Origin of the sequence: uncultured Aquabacterium sp. (assembly GCF_947366995.1) — a bacterium.
Classification (GTDB): domain Bacteria; phylum Pseudomonadota; class Gammaproteobacteria; order Burkholderiales; family Burkholderiaceae_C; genus Aquabacterium.
In genome coordinates, this window is the sequence record NZ_CANBCC010000040.1 from 16,760 (window position 1) to 37,972 (window position 21,213).

General features: G+C 62.0%; 19 protein-coding genes. 7 read left to right on the forward strand and 12 right to left on the reverse strand.

Translation table 11 applies throughout. The annotated features are described in order from the left end of the window. Positions 1-94 precede the first annotated feature (94 nt). From pilB to Q0Z44_RS11465, 6 genes are read left to right on the forward strand one after another with little or no spacing between them, the layout of a single operon-like run. Positions 95-1,819 carry a type IV-A pilus assembly ATPase PilB gene (pilB, locus tag Q0Z44_RS11440; RefSeq protein ID WP_298012795.1) on the forward strand — a complete coding sequence of 575 codons (1,725 nt, stop codon included), beginning with the start codon at positions 95-97 and terminating at the stop codon, positions 1,817-1,819. A 37-nt stretch (positions 1,820-1,856) separates the two neighbouring features. Further along, on the forward strand, positions 1,857-3,080 hold the full coding sequence (locus Q0Z44_RS11445) for a type II secretion system F family protein (protein ID WP_298012797.1): 1,224 nt from the start codon (positions 1,857-1,859) through the stop codon (positions 3,078-3,080). Between the two features lie 7 nt (positions 3,081-3,087). Continuing rightward, the gene (locus Q0Z44_RS11450; RefSeq protein WP_298012799.1) at positions 3,088-3,963 is read left to right on the forward strand and encodes an A24 family peptidase; all 876 of its coding nucleotides are present in this window, start codon (positions 3,088-3,090) and stop codon (positions 3,961-3,963) included. Next, entirely contained in the window at positions 3,954-4,583 is a 630-nt protein-coding gene (gene coaE, locus Q0Z44_RS11455) for a dephospho-CoA kinase (protein ID WP_298012801.1), read from the forward strand. Before Q0Z44_RS11450 ends, coaE begins: the two co-directional genes overlap by 10 nt. 18 nt (positions 4,584-4,601) lie before the next feature. Then, positions 4,602-5,360: a cell division protein ZapD gene (gene zapD / locus Q0Z44_RS11460; RefSeq protein WP_298012804.1), complete on the forward strand. Its 759-nt coding sequence runs from the start codon at positions 4,602-4,604 to the stop codon at positions 5,358-5,360. A gap of 25 nt (positions 5,361-5,385) precedes the next feature. Beyond that, on the forward strand, positions 5,386-5,604 hold the full coding sequence (locus Q0Z44_RS11465) for a DNA gyrase inhibitor YacG (RefSeq protein WP_298012806.1): 219 nt from the start codon (positions 5,386-5,388) through the stop codon (positions 5,602-5,604). Here the strand turns inward: Q0Z44_RS11465 and Q0Z44_RS11470 are convergent. The 4 genes from Q0Z44_RS11470 to Q0Z44_RS11485 are packed head-to-tail and all read right to left on the reverse strand — an operon-like array spanning position 5,598 to position 11,799. Next, positions 5,598-8,069 carry a ligase-associated DNA damage response DEXH box helicase gene (locus Q0Z44_RS11470; protein ID WP_298012808.1) on the reverse strand — a complete coding sequence of 824 codons (2,472 nt, stop codon included), beginning with the start codon at positions 8,067-8,069 and terminating at the stop codon, positions 5,598-5,600. The genes Q0Z44_RS11465 and Q0Z44_RS11470 overlap by 7 nt on opposite strands. Continuing rightward, positions 8,066-10,870 (reverse strand): YjbH domain-containing protein, encoded by a 2,805-nt coding sequence (locus Q0Z44_RS11475; RefSeq protein ID WP_298012811.1) that lies wholly within the window; start codon positions 10,868-10,870, stop codon positions 8,066-8,068. Before Q0Z44_RS11475 ends, Q0Z44_RS11470 begins: the two co-directional genes overlap by 4 nt. Further along, on the reverse strand, positions 10,867-11,532 hold the full coding sequence (locus Q0Z44_RS11480) for a YjbF family lipoprotein (RefSeq protein ID WP_298012813.1): 666 nt from the start codon (positions 11,530-11,532) through the stop codon (positions 10,867-10,869). The genes Q0Z44_RS11475 and Q0Z44_RS11480 overlap by 4 nt, the downstream gene beginning before the upstream one ends. A gap of 15 nt (positions 11,533-11,547) precedes the next feature. After that, positions 11,548-11,799, reverse strand: a complete 252-nt coding sequence (locus Q0Z44_RS11485) for a hypothetical protein (RefSeq protein ID WP_298012816.1) — start codon at positions 11,797-11,799, stop codon at positions 11,548-11,550. Positions 11,800-12,060: 261 nt separating this feature from the next. Between Q0Z44_RS11485 and Q0Z44_RS11490 the strand changes: the two genes are divergently transcribed. After that, a complete protein-coding gene (locus Q0Z44_RS11490; RefSeq protein ID WP_298012818.1) occupies positions 12,061-13,224 on the forward strand; it encodes a glycosyltransferase in 1,164 nt (387 codons plus the stop codon). A 155-nt stretch (positions 13,225-13,379) separates the two neighbouring features. On the opposite strand, the gene Q0Z44_RS11495 is transcribed toward Q0Z44_RS11490, so the two are convergent. The 8 genes from Q0Z44_RS11495 to Q0Z44_RS11530 form a co-directional block, all read right to left on the reverse strand. Continuing rightward, positions 13,380-14,192, reverse strand: a complete 813-nt coding sequence (locus Q0Z44_RS11495; RefSeq protein ID WP_298012821.1) for a glycosyltransferase family 2 protein — start codon at positions 14,190-14,192, stop codon at positions 13,380-13,382. A 9-nt stretch (positions 14,193-14,201) separates the two neighbouring features. After that, complete coding sequence (locus Q0Z44_RS11500; protein WP_298012823.1) at positions 14,202-15,473, reverse strand: hypothetical protein; 1,272 nt, start codon at positions 15,471-15,473, stop codon at positions 14,202-14,204. Then, positions 15,470-17,152, reverse strand: a complete 1,683-nt coding sequence (locus tag Q0Z44_RS11505) for a hypothetical protein (RefSeq protein WP_298012826.1) — start codon at positions 17,150-17,152, stop codon at positions 15,470-15,472. The genes Q0Z44_RS11500 and Q0Z44_RS11505 overlap by 4 nt, the downstream gene beginning before the upstream one ends. Continuing rightward, entirely contained in the window at positions 17,149-17,970 is an 822-nt protein-coding gene (locus Q0Z44_RS11510; RefSeq protein ID WP_298012828.1) for an alpha-1,2-fucosyltransferase, read from the reverse strand. The genes Q0Z44_RS11505 and Q0Z44_RS11510 overlap by 4 nt, the downstream gene beginning before the upstream one ends. After that, positions 17,967-18,944: a hypothetical protein gene (locus Q0Z44_RS11515; protein ID WP_298012831.1), complete on the reverse strand. Its 978-nt coding sequence runs from the start codon at positions 18,942-18,944 to the stop codon at positions 17,967-17,969. The genes Q0Z44_RS11510 and Q0Z44_RS11515 overlap by 4 nt, the downstream gene beginning before the upstream one ends. Before the next feature lie 29 nt (positions 18,945-18,973). Then, a complete protein-coding gene (locus Q0Z44_RS11520) occupies positions 18,974-19,756 on the reverse strand; it encodes a DUF268 domain-containing protein (RefSeq protein ID WP_298012833.1) in 783 nt (260 codons plus the stop codon). 24 nt (positions 19,757-19,780) lie between these two features. Next, entirely contained in the window at positions 19,781-20,917 is a 1,137-nt protein-coding gene (locus Q0Z44_RS11525) for a Wzz/FepE/Etk N-terminal domain-containing protein (protein WP_298012836.1), read from the reverse strand. A gap of 9 nt (positions 20,918-20,926) precedes the next feature. After that, on the reverse strand, positions 20,927-21,213 hold a 287-nt coding region (locus tag Q0Z44_RS11530), incomplete at its 5' end, for a capsule biosynthesis GfcC family protein (RefSeq protein ID WP_366517612.1).

A 21,213-nucleotide genomic window follows, 5' to 3' on the forward strand; every position in this document is an offset into this window, starting at 1 on the left:
CGGGTACCGATTGGGAGATCATTTGCTGTTCAAATAGATGGGGTGTGCGCCCGGCCCCGGGGCGCTGTCCGTCTGTTTCCGAAGCCCGACGACCATGGCCGATTCCCTTCTCGCTGATGCCCCTGGCTCGCTGTCCGGCGTAGCCCGCGTGCTCGTCAATGCAGGCAAGCTGGATGCGCGCGCGGCCGAGACCCTCACGCGTACCGCCAAGGAGCAGAAGCGCAGTTTCGTCAGCACGCTGGTCCAGAGTGGCGTGATCGAACCCGGTGAACTCGCCCACACGCTGTCGAAGGCGCTGGCCGTGCCGGTGATGGACCTGGCCGCGCTCGACGTCGAGCGCCTGCCCAAGGGCGTCATCGACAAGAAGCTCTCGGCCCAGTACCAGGTGCTGGTGCTCTCCAAGCGGGGCAACCGCCTGTTCGTGGCCGGCGCCGACCCGACCGACCAGGAAGCGATCGAGCGCATCAAGTTCGCCACGCAGCTTACGCCCGAATGGGTCATCGTCGAGCAGGACAAGCTCGCGAAGCTGCTCGACGGCCTCACGGCCAGCGCAGAAGAGCAGCTCTCGGCGCTGGCCTCCAGCGATTTCGAGTTCGACGTCACCGAAGACGTGGGCAGCCCCCAGCCGGAGACGAGCGACGTCACGTCCGAGGTGGAAGACGCCCCGGTGGTGCGCTTCCTTCAGAAGATGCTGATCGACGCGATCAACGCGCGCGCCTCCGACCTGCACTTCGAGCCCTACGAATACAACTACCGCGTCCGTTTCCGTGTCGACGGCGAGCTGCGTGAAGTCACACAGCCGCCGGTCGCAATCAAGGACAAGCTGGCCTCGCGCATCAAGGTCATCTCCAAGCTGGACATCGCCGAGAAGCGCGTGCCGCAGGACGGCCGCATGAAGCTGAAGTTCGGCTCGAAGGCCATCGACTTCCGCGTCAGCACCCTGCCCACGCTGTTCGGCGAGAAGATCGTGATCCGTATCCTCGACCCGTCCAGCGCCAAGCTGGGCATCGAGGCCCTGGGTTACGAGGCCATCGAGAAAGAGCGCCTGCTCAACGCCATCAAGCGCCCGTACGGGATGGTGCTGGTCACCGGCCCGACCGGTTCCGGCAAGACGGTGTCGCTCTACACCTGTCTGAACATCCTGAACCAGCCGGGCGTGAACATCTCGACGGTCGAAGACCCGGCGGAAATCAACCTGCCCGGCATCAACCAGGTCAACGTCAACGACAAGGCCGGCCTCACCTTCTCGGCCGCGCTGAAGGCCTTCCTGCGCCAGGATCCTGACGTGATCATGGTGGGTGAAATCCGTGACCTGGAGACCGCCGACATCGCCATCAAGGCCGCCCAGACCGGTCACATGGTGATGTCGACCCTGCACACGAACGACGCGCCCACCACGCTGACGCGGTTGATGAACATGGGCGTGCCGCCCTTCAACATCGCTTCCAGCGTGATCCTGATCACCGCGCAGCGACTGGCGCGCCGGCTGTGCGACAACTGCAAGGCCCCGGCCGACATCCCGCGCCAGGCCCTGCTCGACGCCGGATTCAGGCAAGAAGACCTCGACGGCACCTTGACACCGTATCGCGCAGTGGGTTGCTCAGCTTGCAACAACGGTTACAAAGGGCGCGTGGGCATTTACCAAGTCATGCCCATCAGTGAGGAAATACAACGCATCATCCTGAATCAAGGTACTGCGATGGACATCGCCAAGCAGGCCAAGCGGGAAGGCGTGCGAGACTTGCGCGAATCGGGCCTGGTCAAGGTCAAGGCTGGCCTCACCTCACTGGAAGAGGTGATTTCGGTGACCAATGAATAAGCAGCAGTGACGCTCGCGCGTCTTGGAGTTCCGATACATGGCCACGGCAGCAGCCAAGAAATCCGCCCCTCAGGAATACGTCTTCGAGTGGGAAGGCAAGGACCGCAACGGCAAGGTGGTCCGCGGTGAGATGCGCGCCGGCGGCGAAGCGATGGTGGGGGCCAGCCTGCGCCGTCAGGGCATTCTGGTCAACAAGGTCAAGCGGCGCCGCATGAGCGGTGGTTCGTCCATCAAGCCGAAAGACATCGCCATCTTCACCCGCCAGCTGGCCACCATGATGCGCGCCGGCGTGCCGCTGCTGCAGTCCTTCGACATCGTCGCCCGCGGCAGCACCAACCCCCGGGTCACCAAGTTGCTCAACGACATCCGCTCGGATGTCGAGACCGGCACCAGCCTGTCGATGGCCTTCCGCAAGCACCCGCTGCACTTCGACCACCTGTACTGCAACCTGGTCGAGGCCGGTGAAGCCGCCGGTATCCTCGAAACCCTGCTCGATCGCCTGGCCACATACCAGGAAAAGACGATCGCCATCAAGCAGAAGATCAAATCGGCGCTGACCTACCCCACCGCCGTGCTGGTGGTGGCCTTCATCGTGGTCGCGGTGATCATGATCTTCGTGATCCCGGCGTTCAAGGAGGTCTTCACGTCCTTCGGTGCCGACCTGCCGGCGCCCACGCTGTTCGTGATGGGCATGTCCGAGGTCTTCGTGAGCTACTGGTGGGCCATCTTCGGCTCCATCGGCGGCGGGGTGTATTTCTTCCTGCAGTCCTGGAAGCGCTCCGAGGCCATGCAGAAGAAGATGGATCGCCTGTTGCTGAAGGCCCCGGTGTTCGGTGACCTGATGTTCAAGTCGGCCGTGGCCCGCTGGACGCGCACGCTGTCGACCATGTTCGCTGCCGGCGTGCCGCTGGTGGAAGCGCTCGATTCGGTAGGCGGCGCCTCCGGCAACGCGGTGTTTGCCGAAGCCACAGAGCAGATCCAGAAGGACGTCTCCACAGGTACCGGCCTGACCAACGCGATGCAGACCACGGGCCTGTTCCCGGTGATGGTGCTGCAGATGGCTTCCATCGGCGAAGAATCGGGCTCGCTCGACCAGATGCTGGGCAAGGCAGCCGACTTCTATGAGGAAGAAGTGGACGAGGCCGTGAAGGCGCTGTCCAGCCTGATGGAGCCCTTCATCATCGTGTTCCTGGGCACGGTGATTGGCGGCATCGTTGTGTCGATGTACCTGCCGATCTTCAAGCTGGGTCAGGTGGTGTAATCGCCGGATGCTGTCTGATCTTGCCTTTCTGAACCCGGTCCTCGCGCAGCTGCTCACCCCCTGGGGCCTGGCCCTGGTGGGTTTGTGCGTGGGCAGCTTCCTCAACGTGGTGGTGCACCGCCTGCCCAAGATGATGGAGGCTCAATGGCGCATTGACGCCAGCGCGATGCTGGAGATCACCGCGCCCGCCACCGAGGGCCCCACGCTGTCGCTGTCGAAGCCCGCTTCGCGCTGCCCGTCCTGCGGCCACCAGATCCGCTGGTATGAAAACATCCCGCTGGTGAGCTGGCTGGCCCTGCGCGGCAAGTGCTCGGCTTGTGGCACACGCATCAGCGTTCGCTACCCCCTGGTCGAACTGGCCACGGGCGCATTGTTCTACGCCAGCGGCGAGCTGGTGGCGTACCAGCCCACCGCGCTGCTGTGGTGCGGCTTCATGGCGATGCTGCTGGCTGCCGCGCTGATCGACTGGGACACCACCCTGCTGCCCGACAGCCTCACGCAGCCCCTGACCTGGGCGGGCCTGATCGTCGCGGCCCTCGGTTGGAACCTGCCCCTGACCGATGCGCTGTGGGGCGCCGTGGCAGGCTATCTTTCGCTGTGGAGCGTGTACTGGCTGTTCAAGCTGGCTACGGGCAAGGAAGGCATGGGCCAGGGCGACTTCAAGCTGCTGGCCGCCCTCGGGGCCTGGCTGGGCGCGCCCATGATCCTGCCCATCATCCTCGGCTCGTCCGTGCTGGGCGCCGTGGTCGGCATCGGCATGAAGGTGTCGGGCAGGTTGCGCGAAGGCGTGTACGTGCCCTACGGCCCCTTCCTGGCGGGCGCGGGCCTGGTGGTGGCACTGGCCGGACACGACACGGTGCTCGGCTGGCTGGGATGGGCGTGACGCCCGTGCCGCTGACCATCGGCCTCACCGGTGGCATCGGCAGCGGCAAGTCCACCGTGGGCCAGATGCTGGTGGAGCTCGGTGCTCACCTGGTCGACACCGACGCCATTGCCCGCACGCTGACCTTGCCCGGGGGCGCCGCAATCCCTGAGATTGAACGGCACTTCGGCCCGGAGTTGATCGACGCGCAGGGGGCCATGCACCGCGATCGCATGCGCGAATTGGCTTTCACCGACCCGCTGGCGATGAAGCGCCTGGAGGGCATCCTCCACCCGCTGATCGGGCAGCATGCCGACGCCCATGCCCGCCTTGCCCTACCCGGTCAAACTGTGGTGTTCGACGTGCCGCTGCTGGCGGAGTCAGGCCGCCGCTGGAAAGAGCGCGTCGACCGGGTGCTGGTGATCGACGCCTCGCCCGAAACGCAGATCGCCCGCGTGATGGTGCGCAATGGCTGGCCTCGCGAGGCCGTCGAGAAGGTGCTGGCCCGGCAGGCCGACCGCGCGACGCGCCTGGCCCTGGCCGACCACGTCATCGTCAACGACGGACAGACCCTGCCGGAACTGCGGGCCGAGGTCGAGAAGCTCTGGCGCTTGTGGAACAATCGCACGGATGGCCGGTGAACAGCTGCAGGTGGCACGTTGATCCTTTACGAATACCCTTTCGGTGAGAGCATCCGCACCATGCTGCGGCTCGAGCACCTGTTCGACCGGCTGGGCGTGCTGATGTGGCGGGAAGACCCGATCGACCACCACTTCGCGCTGTCCACGATCTTCGAGATCATGGACGTGGCCTCACGCGCCGACCTGAAGAGCGACGTGCTGCGCGACCTGGAGCGGTATCGGGCCCAGTTCATGTCCTACAAGGGCAATCCGGCCATCCAGGAAACCGTGCTCGATGAGGTGCTGTCCCGCATCGAGCGCGCCCACTCGGGCCTCAACCAACTGCAAGGCAAGGCCGGGCAGGCCCTGGCGGCCAACGACTGGCTGATGAGCGTGCGCAGCCGCATCAGCATTCCCGGCGGCACCTGCGAGTTCGACCTGCCGGCCTACTATGCGTGGCAGCATGAGCCCGCCTCGAAGCGCCAGAGCGATCTGCAGCAGTGGATTGCCACGCTGACCCCGCTGGCCGATGCGTTGAAGGTGATGCTGGGCCTGCTGCGCGACGGCGGGCACCCCCACATGGTCGCCGCCCCCTGTGGTCAGTTCCAGCAGCAGCTGAAGGACAACCGCACCTACCACCTGCTGCGCCTGCGCATCGACCCGAGCCTCGGTCTGGTGCCCGAAATCAGCGCCAACCGGCTGATGGTGTCCATCCGCCTGATGCGTCCCGACCGGGACGGCAAGCTGCGTGTGGCCGCGGACACGGACGCCGGCTTCGAGCTGACGCTCTGTGCCTGAGCCCCTTGCTCTGGAGCCCCTCACCATGAGCCAGACCGAATCCCCCCGCAAGCCGCTGGAAGTGCGTTGCCCCTCGTGCGGCGAAATGCATCTCTACAGCACCGACAACCCGTATCGCCCATTCTGCAGCAAGGGCTGCAAGGCCATCGACCTCGGGGCGTGGGCCAGCGAGGAATACCGCTTCGAAGCCAAACCCAGCCGCGACGAACTGCTGGAAGACCTGACCGACGACCCCGGTCACTGAGCGGGCGCGCCCATGGCCTTCAGCGCCCGGGCGACGCGGTCGGAAAGTTTCTCGGTACTCAGGCGCTCCCGCAGGCGCTCCACCATCAGCGGCAGGCTGAAGGGGCTGGGGCTTTTCAGGTCGACCAGGTCGATGCGGCGCTGCTGGAGCGCCGTCAGCACCTCGCGCAGCCGGGCCACATCCAGCTCCTGGGAGAGCACCTCCTGCTGTGCCTGGGTCAGCAGCCGGTTGCCGGCATCGTACTGACGGAAAACCTCGTAGAACAGGCTGCTGGAGGCCTGCAGTTGCTTGTTGCTCTTCGGCGCGCCCGGGTAGCCGGTGAACACCAGACCCGCCACCCGCGCAATCTCGCGAAACCGGCGCCGTGCCAGTTCGGCCGCATTCAGGCTTTCCAGAATGTCCTCCAGCAGGTGATCTGGTGAGAGTACCGTGCGCAACACGGCCTCGTTCACCGGCACCGGCTCGGCACTCAGCAACTCCAGACCGTAATCGTTCACCGCGAGGCTGAAGGTGTTGGGTTGCTGGCGTGCCAGCCGCCATGCCAGCACCGCGCTCAGGCCCTGATGGGCCAGCCGCCCGGCGAACGGGTACAACCACAGATGGTGCCCCTCGCGAGAGCGGTGCCGCTCGACCAGCAGGCGATCACGCCGGGGCAGGTGCGAGATCCGGGCTTGCGCCTCCAGCATGTCACGCGCTGCCTGCATCTCCGGCTCATGCCAGGCGCGGCCCTCGGCTGCCTCATCCAGCAGGTCCATCACCGCACGGGCCATTTCACTCGACAACGGCATGCGCCCGCCTTCCCAGCGCGGCACGATGCGCTTGCGTCCCTCGGCACGTCGCACGTAGGCGGTCATGTCCTGCACACGCACGAATTCCAGGGTGCGGCCGGCGAACACGAAGCAGTCGCCCTTGTTCAGGCGCGCGATGAAGCCCTCTTCCACCGAGCCGAGCTTCGGGCCGTTGAGGTAGCGCACCGCCATCGAGGCATCCGACACGATGGTGCCGACCTGCAGCCGATGGCGTCGGGCCACCAGCCGGCCAGGCTGCGTGTGCTCGGCCACACGCCACACGCCGGCGTCATCGGGCGCGATGCGGTGGTACTCGGGATAGGCTTGCAGGCTGTCACCGCCGCGCGCTGCAAAGTCGAGGCACCAGTCGAAGGCCTCACGAGTCAGGTTGCGGTAGCTGTGCGCGCAGCGCACCTCGGCGAACAGCGCATCGGGCGTGAAGCCGCCACCCAGTGCGACGGTGACGAGATGCTGAACCAGTACGTCCAGTGGTTGATGGGGCGAGGGCCGCGCCTCCACCTGCCCGGCGAGCGCGGCACGCCGGGCCGCGGCCGCCTCGACCAGCTCGAGCGTGTGGGTCGGCACCAGCGACACACGGCTGGTTCGCCCCGGAGCGTGGCCGCTACGCCCGGCGCGCTGCAACAGGCGCGCGACGCCCTTGGGCGAGCCGACCTGGATCACGCGGTCGACCGGCAGGAAGTCCACGCCCAAATCCAGCGACGAAGTTGCCACCACAGCCTTCAGCTGGCCGGACTTCAATCCCGCCTCCACCCAGGCCCGCACTTCTGCATCGAGCGAGCCATGGTGCAAGGCAACCAACCCGGCCCAGTCTGGTCGGGCCTCAAGCAGCAGCTGATACCAGATTTCGGCCTGTGAACGGGTGTTGGTGAAGATCAATGTGGAGCCCGGGCCTTCCAGTTCGGCCACCAACTGGGGCACCATGGGCGCACCCAGCCGCCCGGCCCATGACAAGCGGGTGGCCTGCTTGGGAAGCAGGGTGTCGATCACCAGGGCCTTGTCGACGTGCCCCTGAACAAGCACAGGCTCACTCATTGAGCCAGCCTCGCGCACCGACGGCACCAACGCAGACAGCGCCTCGGCCTGGTTGCCCAGCGTCGCGCTCAAGCCCCACACCAGCAACGCCGGGCGCCACGTTGCCAAGCGTGCCAGCGCCAACTGCACTTGCACGCCGCGCTTGTTGCCCAGCAACTCGTGCCACTCGTCCACGATCACCGTGTCGAGCTTCGCGAACAAGGTCGCGGCATCGGCCCGCGCCAGCATCAGGCTCAGCGACTCGGGGGTGGTCACCAGGGCCTGCGGCCACGCGCGCTCCTGGCGGGCGCGCTCGGACGAGGGCGTGTCGCCGGTCCGCAGACTGGCTCGCCAGCCGGGAAGGACCTCCGGCAGCGGCGCCTGGAGAGACAGCAGCGTGTCGGCCGCCAGCGCGCGCATGGGCGTGATCCAGAGCGCACGCAAACCCGACGACAAGCGCCCTGCTGCTTCGTCGTGGGCCTGCGCCCGCCGCAGCACGCCACCCCACGCAGCGAGCGTCTTGCCGGCCCCGGTGCTGGCATGCAGCAGCCCCGAACGCCCTTCGAGCATGGCTTGCCACACCGTCTGCTGGAACGGAAACGGTGTGAACCCGCGCTGGGTGAACCAGGCGGCCAGACGGTTCATGGCTGCCAGCTGGATGCGGCGGAGTCCGCGCGGGGGTCGCGCGAACGTGTGAGGTCGTACAGCGTGAAACGCCGACTCAGACGCGCACCGCCATCGCGGATCAATGGCGCGTAGGTGATGGTGGCCGCGCCGCCGCCCGTGCGCGGCAGCATGACGTCGAACGGGATGCTCACGTAAATGCCCTTGTCGAAGGAGCCCTCACCGAACTGTGCCGCAGAGACATCCGTCTTCGTGGCGTATGCCCCGAATCTGACGCCGTTCGCAAAGACGCGCGAGGCGTCCACGGTGATGCCCACGTCCCCCGCGAGGTATCGCCCGGCGCTGAGGCGCAGCAGGACGTCTTCGAACCCCGTGTCCCAGTACAGCGTCGTATGCCCCGTCGTCACTTTGTAGTCGCGCAGGCCGAGGCCTTGGCTGAACTCGCGCTGCTGCACGCGGTTCACGTCGACGCCCACGGCCCAGCGGCTGCCAACGGGCCGGTACAGGTACTCGACACCGGCGCCCGCATACATGGATTCGAGCAGGCCGCCATAGGCCAGGTAGAAGTGGTTCTGCCCGGCCTCGCCAAAATGCGTGACTTGCGCCACCGGCACGGTCACACGCCGGTCGGTCTGGTACTCGCGGATGAAGGTGCGCACGCGGGGCAGGTTGCTGGGCGCCGTGTAATCGAACTTGTCGTAGTTGTCGAGCAGGCGCAACTGCAGCACACCGGTGGCCCACAGGTCGTCGCGCAGGCGGTATTCGCCTTGCGCGACCGCGCCCAGGCTGAACAGCAATCCATCCGGGCCACCCAGACTCTGGGTGTAGTTCAGACCCAGCCCCGCACGCCCGCGCTGCCACAGGCCCGCCGCATCGCGGTCGTACAGGTTGCCGGGCTGCCGCGCGGGGTCGCCCGCGGCCACAGGCCGGGTCACGCGGTCTGTCTGGCGCTCGGAAGGCCGCAGAAACTCGGTTCGTTCACGCGCCCACCGGGTACGGTCCACCGCCACCTCGGCCACGGGCACACCGCGCTCTTCCAGCGCGACCCTGATGGTCTGCACCGTTGCGGGTGCGTCGCGGTGGGCCACAGCCACCACCTTATCGACCAACGGGCGCTGGTCGCCGCGGTCCGCGCCGTCCAGAACCAAGGTCCAGCGCACATCGCCGCCGTGCATGCGCTTGACCGCAGCACCCGCCTGGCGCTCCAGCTCGGCCACTGTGTCGCTCACGGAATGAGCCTGTCCCGATGCGACACCCACAGGCCGAACCGGCACGCGAGGCGGATCCAGGAACTTGATCATGTCGAGCCTGTTCATGCGCTCGTGCAGCGAGAAGCCGAACATGATCTGGTTGCCACGCTCGAACCCCACCGTGAGGTCGAGCCAGGAGCGGGCCCGGTACACCACGCCCACGTTCCACGGCGAGGCAGCCTGGATGTTGCCGCGGTCGGTGGGGCTCCGGTAATCGTTGCCGTCGTACTCGAGCTTCAGCAACCACGACGGGTGACTGGGCAGTTGGTACTGGATGCCGCCGAAGAGCGCCGTGCGGCCACGGAAGTAGCCCTTGCTGTTGAGAGTGCCCCCTGATTCGGAGTGAATGACGGGGCGCTCGTCGAACCTCGATGACACCAGGCCCAGCGGGTTGCGGAACTGCCCGCGGCTGCCCAGGTAGCCCCAGGCCAGACCCAGACTGAGGTCAAGGTTGCCGAAAGCCTTGCTGGCTACAACGTATTCACTGGCGAACAGGCCAGTGCCGATGAGGTCGCGCAGGCCGACGACCACCTGGGGTCGCCAGGCGGCTTCGCGCCAAAGGCGCAGTTTGACGTCAGCGCTCTTGTCGACGTAGGAACGGTCACCCTCGTCATCGGCTGCACCATATAGCCGGTCGGAGGCGCTCACATAGCCAAACGAAACCGACAGCCAGTCGAACGGCTGGAGGCGCGCCTTCAGATGCGCATACGGCAACACGCGGCCGAACATCAGGCCGGCCGTGCCTGCGGGCTCCATTCGGGCCGTGGGCGTCTGCAACAGGCCCACCGTGCCCCAGTCGTTCACGCTGGTCGGTAGGGGGGCATCCGGCAAGCCGGGCTCGGCGGCGATGCGGCGATCACGGAGCGTCCAGGGGTAGGCCGGGTCAGCGGGGCCCTGCGTGGCGAGGAACTGCGCCAATCGGTTGGACACAGCCGGCGCGATGGCACCGTCGCCCGGCGGCACCCACAGCCACCCCCCCGGCGCCAAGACGGGCTGCGCGGTGTATCGTTTCAGTGCATCGGCGGTCACAACCTGCCCATCGGGCTGAATCAGCCACGAGAGCGCAGGCGCAACGGACGGATCGCAGGCCCGCACGTAGGCCAGCCACGAGGCCGCGGGCTGGTGCGCCACGCGGCACACATGGCCCGTGGGGAGCAACACCGCCACATCGGCGGGGCGCGCATGGCGCACCAGGGTGTCACCCTCACGCAGGATCGGATCAGCCGAAGGATTGGTCTGCAGCCAGCGCCCGTCCACCAAGGGCAAGGCCACTCGGCCCGTCACCGGCAGCGAACGGACAAAACCGGCCAGCGCGGAATGGGATGGTGCCAGGACCTCGGCCAGCTCACGCTGAAGCACAGCCTGCCCCCCGCGTTCGGAGGCCGCATGCCACGCCCACGAGGCAATGTCCCCCGGGGGCTGCGCCGAAGGATGGCGCTCGAACCAGGCACTGAGACGCTCAGTCTGCGAAATTGCATGCGTCTGCGCAGTGTCCGCGCAGGCAGCCCATGACACTCCCAGCAGGCCGGCCCACAGGATGGGCGCCCGCCGCGCCGCAAAAACATGCTTCATGGTTGCGTGGGAGGCCAGGTCTGCCAGGTCAGGCAGAACGTGGGAGCGAGGCACTGCTCACCGTACACCACCTGCCCCGTGGAAGACGACATGGCATAGCGTGCGGGCAATGCACGGCTGTGTTGCTCATGCTCGGCAAACCAGCGCAATTGCTCAGGCGCCAAGTGCGACAAGGCGGTATCTGCTGGTGCGGGCGCGGGCTGCACCGTGAGGTCGTGCTGCAGGCCCCATTGGTAGCCCGGCGAGACGTCTAAAGTGCGCCTGAACGAGGTTGGCTGGGCGATCTCAGCCCATTCGGGCGTGTCCTGAGCAAGCGCAACCTGACGCCATTCCACCGGCGTGCCGACGAGGCCCACCAAGCGGCCCGCCTGGGTACGCATCACCTCACCGGCGCTGCTGTACCAGACGTGAACGGGCCGCCCAAAGGGATCGCGATCGACGTAGCCCAGTGCCACGATCGCAGGCACGCCGTTGACCGTGAGCCGCAAGTACGAAAGGCCGTCAGAAAGGGGACGGCCATCGGGTGTCGCCCCCGGTGTCACCGCATAGCGCACAGTGGCCCACGTGGCAGCCTGATCCGCTGAGCAGGCAAGCTGGCTCACGGAAGCCGCCAACGACAACAACGCGACACACGACCGGGAGGCTAGAGGCTTCTCGGTCATGGATGCGGGCAGGTCTTACTTCGTGGTGCCGGTGGTGCCCGAACTGCCGCTGTTGTTCAGCGAAACGGCTGCGCCAACGATGGCCACTCCACCCACGGTGGCAGCGCCGGTAGCGGCGGTGATGCCGGTTGTTGTGGTGGCTGCTGCAGCGCTGGTGGCACCCGTGGCGCCGGCGCCCGTGCCTCCCGCCGCAGGAGGCTCGTTGCCCTGCGCAAAGGAGGCAGCGACAAAGGAACCCAGAACCACGGTAACGATTGCTTTCTTCATGTCGTCATCCTGTTCAAACCGTTATCCCGAACCACGCACTGATGTGGCGCCCTAGTGCCCCATCATGCATCTAGCGAGAAGATCTTTCAAACGGTACGAGCGCGATCCGTGCGCCGACAGAGCGCAACACTGCTTCGCCCTATCGACACCAATGGCTTAGGAAGGAACCGAAAAGTTGACAGACGCATTGGTACCTCTGAGCACCGACGGGTGAAAGAGATGACGCCCAGTCACCGCTCGATACAATGAATTCGTGTTGTCATGACACTCAATCTACGAATCGAGCACGGGATGGTTTCCAACATCGGGTGGGTCTTTCTGTCTGTCAGCACCGTGGCCTTTCTTGCCTGCGCGTTTCTCGTGCTGACACAGCAGTGGCATGGGGCGCACTCCCTGGACAAGGAACTGAAGGGCGCGCAGAAGTTTCATGAAGTCCCTGTCCCGCGCGTCGGAGGAGTCGGTGTGGCGCTCGGTTTGGGCGCAGGGGTTCTGGTGGGCTTCATGATTCAGTCCAGAACGCACCCGACCGCCTTCAACCTGCTCCTCGCGTCCCTGCCCGTCTTTGGGGCAGGAATCATCGAGGACTTGACCAAGAACGTCTCGGCGCGCCGCCGCTTGGCGGCGTCATTTCTTTCTGCCGGGATTGCGGCATACACCCTCGGCGCTCAGCTGAGCAGGATCGATGTTCCGCTCTTGGACAATCTGCTGACGCTGGCGCCGGTCGGCTTTTTATTCACCTGCTTTGCCGTCGCCGGGATGACGAACGCTGTCAACATCATTGACGGGTTCAACGGCCTCGCGTCCGGCACCGTGGCACTCATGCTCGGTGGCATGGCCGGAATCGCCTGGCATCTCGGCGACATTGTTCTGGTCAAGCTATGCCTCTGGGGCGTGGCCGCGCTCGTCGGCTTCATGCTGATGAACTTCCCGTTCGGGAAGATTTTCATGGGCGACGGTGGTGCCTACCTAGCTGGATTCTGGGTGGCGGAATGCGCCATCCTGCTGCTGTCCCGGCACCCCGAACTGTCCACGTGGACAGTGCTGCTCTGCGTGCTCTATCCGGTGTGGGAAACGCTGTTCTCAATCTGGCGCAAAAGCATCCACCGCAAGACCGGCGCGGGAAAACCAGACCGAGTGCACTTCCATATGCTCGTCTATCGTCGCGTGGCCTGCTTGAAACTGGGCCGCGCTGCACCGCAGTGGCGCAAGCACGCCCTGACGAGCGCGATGATCTGGTCGTTGCCCTGTGCGTGTGCAGTTGCCGCCAATATCGCAGCACGCAGTGCCGAGGCGACGCTCTTATCAATCGCAGGTGTGGCTGTGTTTGGGGCCTTCTATGGGGCCTGGTATCGCAGTATGGCCGCGCCTACCAGCAGGGGGCATGTGTCGGCCAAGCTCTCCCGAAAACAGCGGACTGTCGGCTGAAAGCTCTACTCAGAGGCCTCGCAAACATGCCGGTGTGGGGCAGCCCGCCCAACACCACTGAGGCGCGGCGCACGCCACGCAACTTGGGAAACCGCAAACGGACTCCACTCGACGCGCCAACGGTTGCCTCCCATCATAGAACCTTGAGGCAGGCATCAATGCTGCAGGTATTTCGCGACGCCCCGAATGGCGTAGTGGACAAAATAGTAAGCTGACCTGAATCTGCCGAGCTGCTCCAAACGACGGTAAATGAGCCACTGAGAAGCTGCCGCGGCAATCTTGTTACTCGAACGCGTATTGCGGCCTATTCGATAGTGCGCGAGGGGCTCCTGAATTCCCCGCGCCATGGCGCCCGGTCGCTTCAACAAGGAGAGCCAAAGACCATAATCCTCGTGAATGACCTGTCCCCCCAAGAGGTGCCGCCATAATCCGTGATCATTGGCTCGACCGAGTGAAGGAATGCAGACCCTGCCGAAGAAATGGCTGTCATACATCGCCGTGAGACATCCAATCTGATTGGATTTTAAGATTTCGCGATAAGACAGCGTGGCAGGCACCTGAATCACCGCTGAACCCACAACGCTGTCGTCATCCATCTTTCGATAAGCGCCGTACGAGAAATTGCAACCGGTAGCCTGAAATAGGCTCAACTGCAGACTCAACTTGTTTGGTAACCAGACATCGTCACTGTCCAAAAATGCAATATAGCGACCACGTGCCTCTTGGATACCCGTGGTTCTGGCTTGCGCGGCCCCAGTTCGCCCTCCTGTTCGCAGCAACTTGATCCGCGCATCTGCCTCCCGAGCGAGACAGACAATTTTTACGGTCTCATCTCTCGAGCCATCATCGATGACCAGCAATTCCCAATCCTCGAAATCCTGCGCCTGAGCCGAGCGAATGCTCTCAAGAATTGTACGGGCAGCATTGTAAGCCGGCATGATGATCGAGACATGAGGAAGCATGCGCATGAATAACTTTTACCGAGAATCAGTTACCAAAGGCTGCCTAACGGATACCAGCCACAACAGCAACCAAGCAAAGAGGGCAACGATGACAGCGCGAGGCAACAAACCTCCCACGCCCTGCACGGACAAAACGCAGTAGGGTAGGACTACGACTGCCATGAAGAATGCATTTGGGCCGAGCCTTCCATCCAAAGACTGGTCCACCCTGCACAGAAACCGCCCTGACACAAAAGATCCCAGAATTACCGCCACGACCCCGCCAAAATAATATAGATCGCCAATATAGCCTAACACGATCCCCCCAGCAACCTCAGCCTGAGGATCATAAACAGCCCCATAGTCCCCTCGGATCCTCATATTGAATATTGTCCCAATAGGCGGATATTTCGCCGGATACGCAGAATAGGGAATCACCGAGAATACGATGTCGTACAAATAATGCCACCCATAGTGAAACTGCAAGGCTCCCTCCTCCACCAAACGCTCAACCTCAACCAACGAAGTCAAGCCATGAAACTGAAAGGAAAGAAACGAAGCAACTGCAAATCCCAGGGCATCAACACCTTGCACCCCCACGTCGTGGAGCTCGATGGAGTTTGATACTTCCGCGTGCATCACATCACGGAAATTTGCATAGACTGCATTGAATACCAATAGCAGCAACAATATCCGCCCGATATCAGGCCAGCTAAGACGTCTGAAAAAAGCATGATGAGCGAATGCCAGTGAAACCAGATATCCCACGGCTACAAATCGGTGCGCAAAAATGAGATTCATGGCAAACGCCAGCATTTGCAACACCCACTGGAATACACCGACCTTTTCAACCTGACTGCATGCAAGATACAAGAGCAACCCGCTGGCAGTCGATAGGTTGATCAAACCCTTGATATATCCCACATCATTATTGACCTCTAGGCGGAAATAGTTTTGATACAAAAAATACGTCCAGATGTCAGTGTCAGCGCGAACCACAAGCGCGGCACAGGCCGCTGCCCCTATAAACAAAAATACGCAGTGCAGATACAGAACGACATCGATTTGCAATCTGCGATTGCTGACATTCTGGACCTGCCTCAAAAAAGCCCGCCGATACCCAAAGATGAAACATACCAGGGATGCAAAAATAAGCGGCAACTGACTCGCGAATGACAAGTCATCAGGAAGCGGAAAATACTCGAACGAGAGCACTCCCAGTGTTCTACATGCCGGCACGATCAAAAACGACATACCAAACAGCAGCACGAAAATGAGTCCGCTCGGGCCAAGGCCAACTGTCTTCATCTGAGACCTCGGAACTGACAGACGTCTGCAAATCGGTCGACCAGATCACGCCGGATCACCAAGCCGAACTCCCGAGCAGAATTCGGTCTGCAGTATTGGTAACGCTCGACAATGGCTTCGCTTTCATATAGGGCTTCCCAGAACGTCCAAGGCTGCTGGTCAATTAGAACTTGCCGTCGAACTCGACTCGGCGAGCGCGCCACATCGTCACGGGCGATGATCACAGCCGGGTTCCATCGCTTCAAAGAGAGCGAAATATCCCATTTGTTATGCCCAGGTGGTCCCCACTTGACTGGCAAGGATGCGATCCGCTCGTCGCCTTTGCCCAAGAAGTCCACCACATCGAAGCCCCTGAGCTCATACGATGCTGCCCCGAGCCAGAACAGTCCTACGGTATGCAGTCGGGGGTCAAGGCGCTCACGGATGAGCCCCGCCAGCAGCGTATGCTCAACGGCTGGGTGCGCTATACGGACAGCGGGCTGTGACAGCCGGGTGCGCCCTAAATCAACGACAACGGTTACAAGCACGCCGATCGTCGTGAGAACGATTCCGAGCCTGCTGACGAATCCGCCCGACACCAGTGGAGCTTCACCAACCGCTGCGGGGGACGATAGGACGGCAACAACAGCGAGTACAGCGACCATGCCGGCCGGAATGAACATCCTCGCGTACGGAAAAACATCCGAGACGGTCAACCCGTACAACAGGAAGAGCAAGAGGGACACCGTTGTCGCGCGTAACATGGGAGTAAGCCGAGAACGATTACTCAACAGCAAGTAAGCACAAAGCACGGTGACTGCCACAGCCGAACCATTGATAACGTTCGTGGCCATGTAAAGTAGGTTAGCCCACCAGTCCGTGGCTGCTCCCGCTTTCAGGCGGGCCGTTGTAGGCAGCAACCGTTGGAAGGTTTGCCATTGATATATCAGATACCCGCCCGCCGTGAGGGAGGACGAGATGAGAAATACCACCCATCGCGTGCTGCGAGCACCAACAAACCAAAGCGACACCAGCAACCAAGGGCCAAAAAGAATGGCTGAATCCGCTCGAAACAGAAACGCCAGCGCGCATGCCACCCCTGCAAGCGATAACACAGCTATTGACGGACGATTTCCCTGTCTCTCCGCCCTCAGAACGCACACCGCAGACAAACTCAAGCAAAAGGCCTGCGGCAGATGCTCCCAGCCGGAGTAGGCATATTGGAGAACGGACGCATTGAAAAGAGCGATTACGATCCAGTGTGCTGGAACGCCTAGATTCTTTATCTCTTGTACTCGATAGATAAGAACGGCACATCCGAGCAGGCATCCCAAGCCGAAGAGGCACGCCGCTACAGGCATCACCCACGGGAACGATGGAGCATCGAGCAGAGAAAACAGGAGAGGGTATAGGTAGGAGGTCGCAGGCTGGGAGAGTTCGCTGGCATTTAAAGAAGCGCGCCCTGACTCTGCCTGCATCGCGGCGGCTCGCAGGCTGATCATCACGTCATCGGGCAGAAGCACCCGCAGTTGCCCGAGCCCGCTGGAGGCCGCACCGGCGCTCATGGGAGGCATGATCAGCACGGTAGGTAAGCTGCTGCGATTGAAGACCCCAATCAGCAGCAGCAACAAACCTGCAATCCCGAGCAATTGCCATACCGAACGCAACGAAAACGACATCAGAAAGCGTTCCGATATCATGGGATTATCTCCTCCCAAGGCAAGAAGAAGTCCCGGTGCCTCTCTCTTGTGAATTTCAATGGGGCCCACGTCTTTCCACGTCGCTCATCCAGCGCGGTCGCCCACCAAGAAAACGTCGAGTTTCCTATGATTCTCGCTGGTGCTCGACGGAGCCGCTCAAAATCGAGCAATGCGTCGGATGTTCCAGCGGCCATCCTCCATTGGATTACCCGCGAAGCCCCGCATACCAACTCCATGGTCGATTCGGCATGAGAGCGGTCGTCTGTGACGACCACAAAGCGTTTCCAACCGGAGCCGACAGCTCGCTGTACAGCGTGCGAATAGTAAGAGTGATCAATAACCTGATGAAGCGGGACCTTGAGAAAATCCCCGCCACGGATGTGAATGGCGCACTCGTCGTCGGCGGCAGACACCTCTTCTGAATCAATGGAAGAAGGTCCGAGCAGATCGATGGCCCGTTGCAAATGTCCCAGACTCCAGCCGACCTGGAAGTACCCATCCATCACCATAGGCCAGCGTCCGGGAGAACGGTCCGCAGCTGCCCAAAAATTCCTGTCGTTAATACCAAAAAGTGGGAGCACGCGCCCTATGCGGGCCCCATCCACTAGACAGCGAGCGAGATCAGACCGACAGATCGTCTTACTCCATTCGGGAGCCAGCAGCCTGAATACATCCGGCTGGCGAGCTGACGCGTAACGATGCAAGCCGTCCACCACGACCGATGGCTTCAGTCCTGTCCGTTCCGCGATCAGCGCCAACGCAGCAATCTGATACAGCTGGTTGCCGAGTCCGCCCGCAAGTCTTAGATAGGCTTTCATGAGTGACCTTGACCAAATGCCTCTGTTTCATCCACGGGAGCAAGCAGGCCACGGGCGTACTCGATGGCGGCGATCATCAATAATTGAAGGCCCAGCAGTGCAATAAGAGAACTCAGCACGGGCAGCTCCATTACAAATAGCGCCCACGAACCGCCACAAAACAAAAAACCCAGCTTCGCCAACACCTGATGCAGGCGGAGGCCAAGCTCCAGAAATCGCGCGCGGGTAACCGCGTTTGTTATCGAAGCAAAAGTATTGAGCGCAACGAGAATTAAGGCACCATAGGCTGGTGCCATTCCGCTGAACTCATCACGGTAGCGCGTGATCATGCCCGAGATGATCATAAGGGCCACCGTAACAGCCGCCGTCATGAGCGGGGGAGTACCGCCGCTCGGGCCGGAAGCGTCGAAACCGTTCCATTCATGTTTACAGATATGCCTGATAAAAAGCCACTGCAGCAAAGGCGCAAACGGAATCAACAGCGCCAAAACGCCGGGAGTCTGCACTATATTTTGAGCGCGCGCCTCAAAGAAAAGCGAGTAAAGCAACAACATCGATAGGCCAGGTATGCCGCCAATCCAAGCCGATTCACGACGTGTCACCCGACCATTGAGTACGGCGTTGTAATAAACGCTCGCCACCTTGTACGACACAAAGTTGGACACAGCGCACGCAAGAGCAAAGCTCAGCACTGTCGACGCTGCCATGGTTTGCAGCCCATCCAGCGCGCTCAGAGTGAGCAGACAGGTTAACACCTGAGCACCCAGCACCAACATGATCACCCACATGCTGGGTGCGCGCCCGCTGCGTACCTGACCAACCGCCAAGCACTCATTGAGCAACAACTGAAACGGCACGCAAGCACCTTGGGTCAGCAGCAAGGTCTGCAGGATTGGGTCAGCACCAAAGCCGCGCCAATGGGCAAGCGCTACCCACATTGGCGTAATCGACCACGAAAACGCCAAGGTCAGCAAGAAACGACTCAGCAAGGGTGTCCCGGTGTTCAGGATTTACAGAATACGTAGCACCCACATCCAAAATCCAGGGCCGCTGCGTCGAGGAATCGGCTGTTTTCATGGAACATACCATGGTCATCCACATATGAAAATTCCTGCAGACGCAATCCATGAACCAAGGCCGCATCAATGATCTCTTGAGGTGCAAAGATGCGCTGCGCGTTGAACTCGATGCAAGGCAGGCCCACAGGCACGGATAAGTACAGCGCCCCCCCGGGCTTAAGCAGACTTGATAGCGCAGCAAGGCCCTTCAGCCAGCCATCCACGTCGACAGGATCACCATAGCGCCCCAGCCCGAAGTGCTCCAAGGCATGCAGGCAAGACACCGAGTCGGCGCAGGCCATCATTTCTCCAGGAGGATTCATCATGTCCACCTGCCGGAAAGTCAAGCCTGCTACCCGACTATCCAAGTGTCGGATGTCAAGCACCTCAACCGCCCGAAAGCAGAGTAAATGGGCGATGAAACCGTCAATACGAGAACCGACATCCACATGGCGTTTCGGATTGCGTTGGAAAATGCGCCGTGCGGCCCATAAGTCCTGATGGAAATAGTGTCCTTTAGCGGTACCGCTTGACGCGTACACGTCCGAAAGTGTTGGAACGAAGCGGACAGCTAGACGATTGCCGCTATTCCGCAGTTGCTCCCTGATCCTCCAGCCGTCGGTCACATAGCGCGGGACAGCCCGGAGCGCTGCCCACGATTTGCGAGGATCGAACCCCATAGAAATCAGTGCGGTTCCCAGCCGCCGGGCGAAAGAGGATGTACTCATTGCATGCCAGTTAGATGATCGCTATCACGCAGCGAGATGACGGGCTCGCCTGCGACGCTGCAGCAATCCCACACCGAATGCCGCAAGCACTGCCAGCGATGCGGTCAGGAAAATGCCCAGCGAAGCGATCAGCAACCTGGTCGGCCTCGATGGATGCTCAGATGGAACGGCCACATCTACCTGCTGGAGCAACGGGCTTTCTTTTGACTCATCAAGCTTGGCCACCTCAAGCTGCCGTATGTAAGCCTCCAGCAAAGCCTCCTGCAGCTTCACTTCTCTGTAGGCGTCGACCGCGCTCAGGTCTGGGCGTTGTTTATCGGTACTACCCAGGCCCCGCTCCAGATGCCCCAGTCGACGCGCCAGCGCGCTCTGCTCGGCCTGTAGTCGCTGGTACTCCGGGTTTTGTTCGGTTACAAAGCGACTCATGGTCTGGAGTTGCACCCCTACTGCCGCCAAACGCGCGCGGACTTCAGTCGACTCGCGGAGCCCACCCTCTGCCAAGGCTTCGCTCAATTGAAAGCCGTAGCGCACTTGGAAATCGCGAAACCGGTTGTCAGCATTGGTCAGCGACTCTTTGGTTTTACGCACCTGCTCCTCAAGAAAGACCCGCCTTTGTTGTGCCTCAGTGACTGCGATCTCCCCCAGCAAGGTACGCAGGGTATCGACGTAGCTGTTAGCCATATCAGCAGCACGTTTCGCGTCCAAGTCGGCGACCTCTATGGACACCAGCCCAGACTTCTTGTCGAGGCCGATGGTGACTGCTTTCACAAGCGTCCGGCGTGCGGCTTCAATCGACGAGACTTCATACACCTTCATCAGGCTGTGACGGCTGATGATGGCATCTTGCACGCGACGCGTTTTCATGAACGCAACGTACAGTTCGTCTGAACTCTTGAAGCTCCCGGAGCCCAGGCCGGAGAGGCCCGCCAGAGCGCCCAGTTGCGACAGCATGGGGCTTATGCCGGCCTGCGACTGCTGCGGCGGGAGCACCATCGTGTTGGAAACGTACTTTCTCGGATAGAGCGCTAACAGCGACAGCGTCACAAGTGAACCCAAGACCAGCACAGCGATCAGCCAAACGCGCTGCTCCATGAGTACCGACCAGACTTCCCAGAACCCCATGCCTTGCGACCCATTGGTCGTCGTCCGTTGTTCTTGCATAGGTTGCCTTCAGTCGCGCAGAGTCTTGATGGCCGCAGCGCCCAGACTGAACTGGTAAATGATCTGCGTGATGTCCTTGGCATTACGTGTAAACACACTCCAGGCGCTTTCACGGTTCGTTTTTTCCGGAAGCACGATGACGTCTCCTGGCATCACCTTGGCGCCGCGAACACTGCTGAACCATCGGGCACCTGCATTCGACAAAACGCTGCCATCTGCACGGATCACAAAAAGCTCATCCAGATCGGCGCCGCCAGTCAGACCAGAAAGATCGAGGTAATCCTGCACATCGCTGC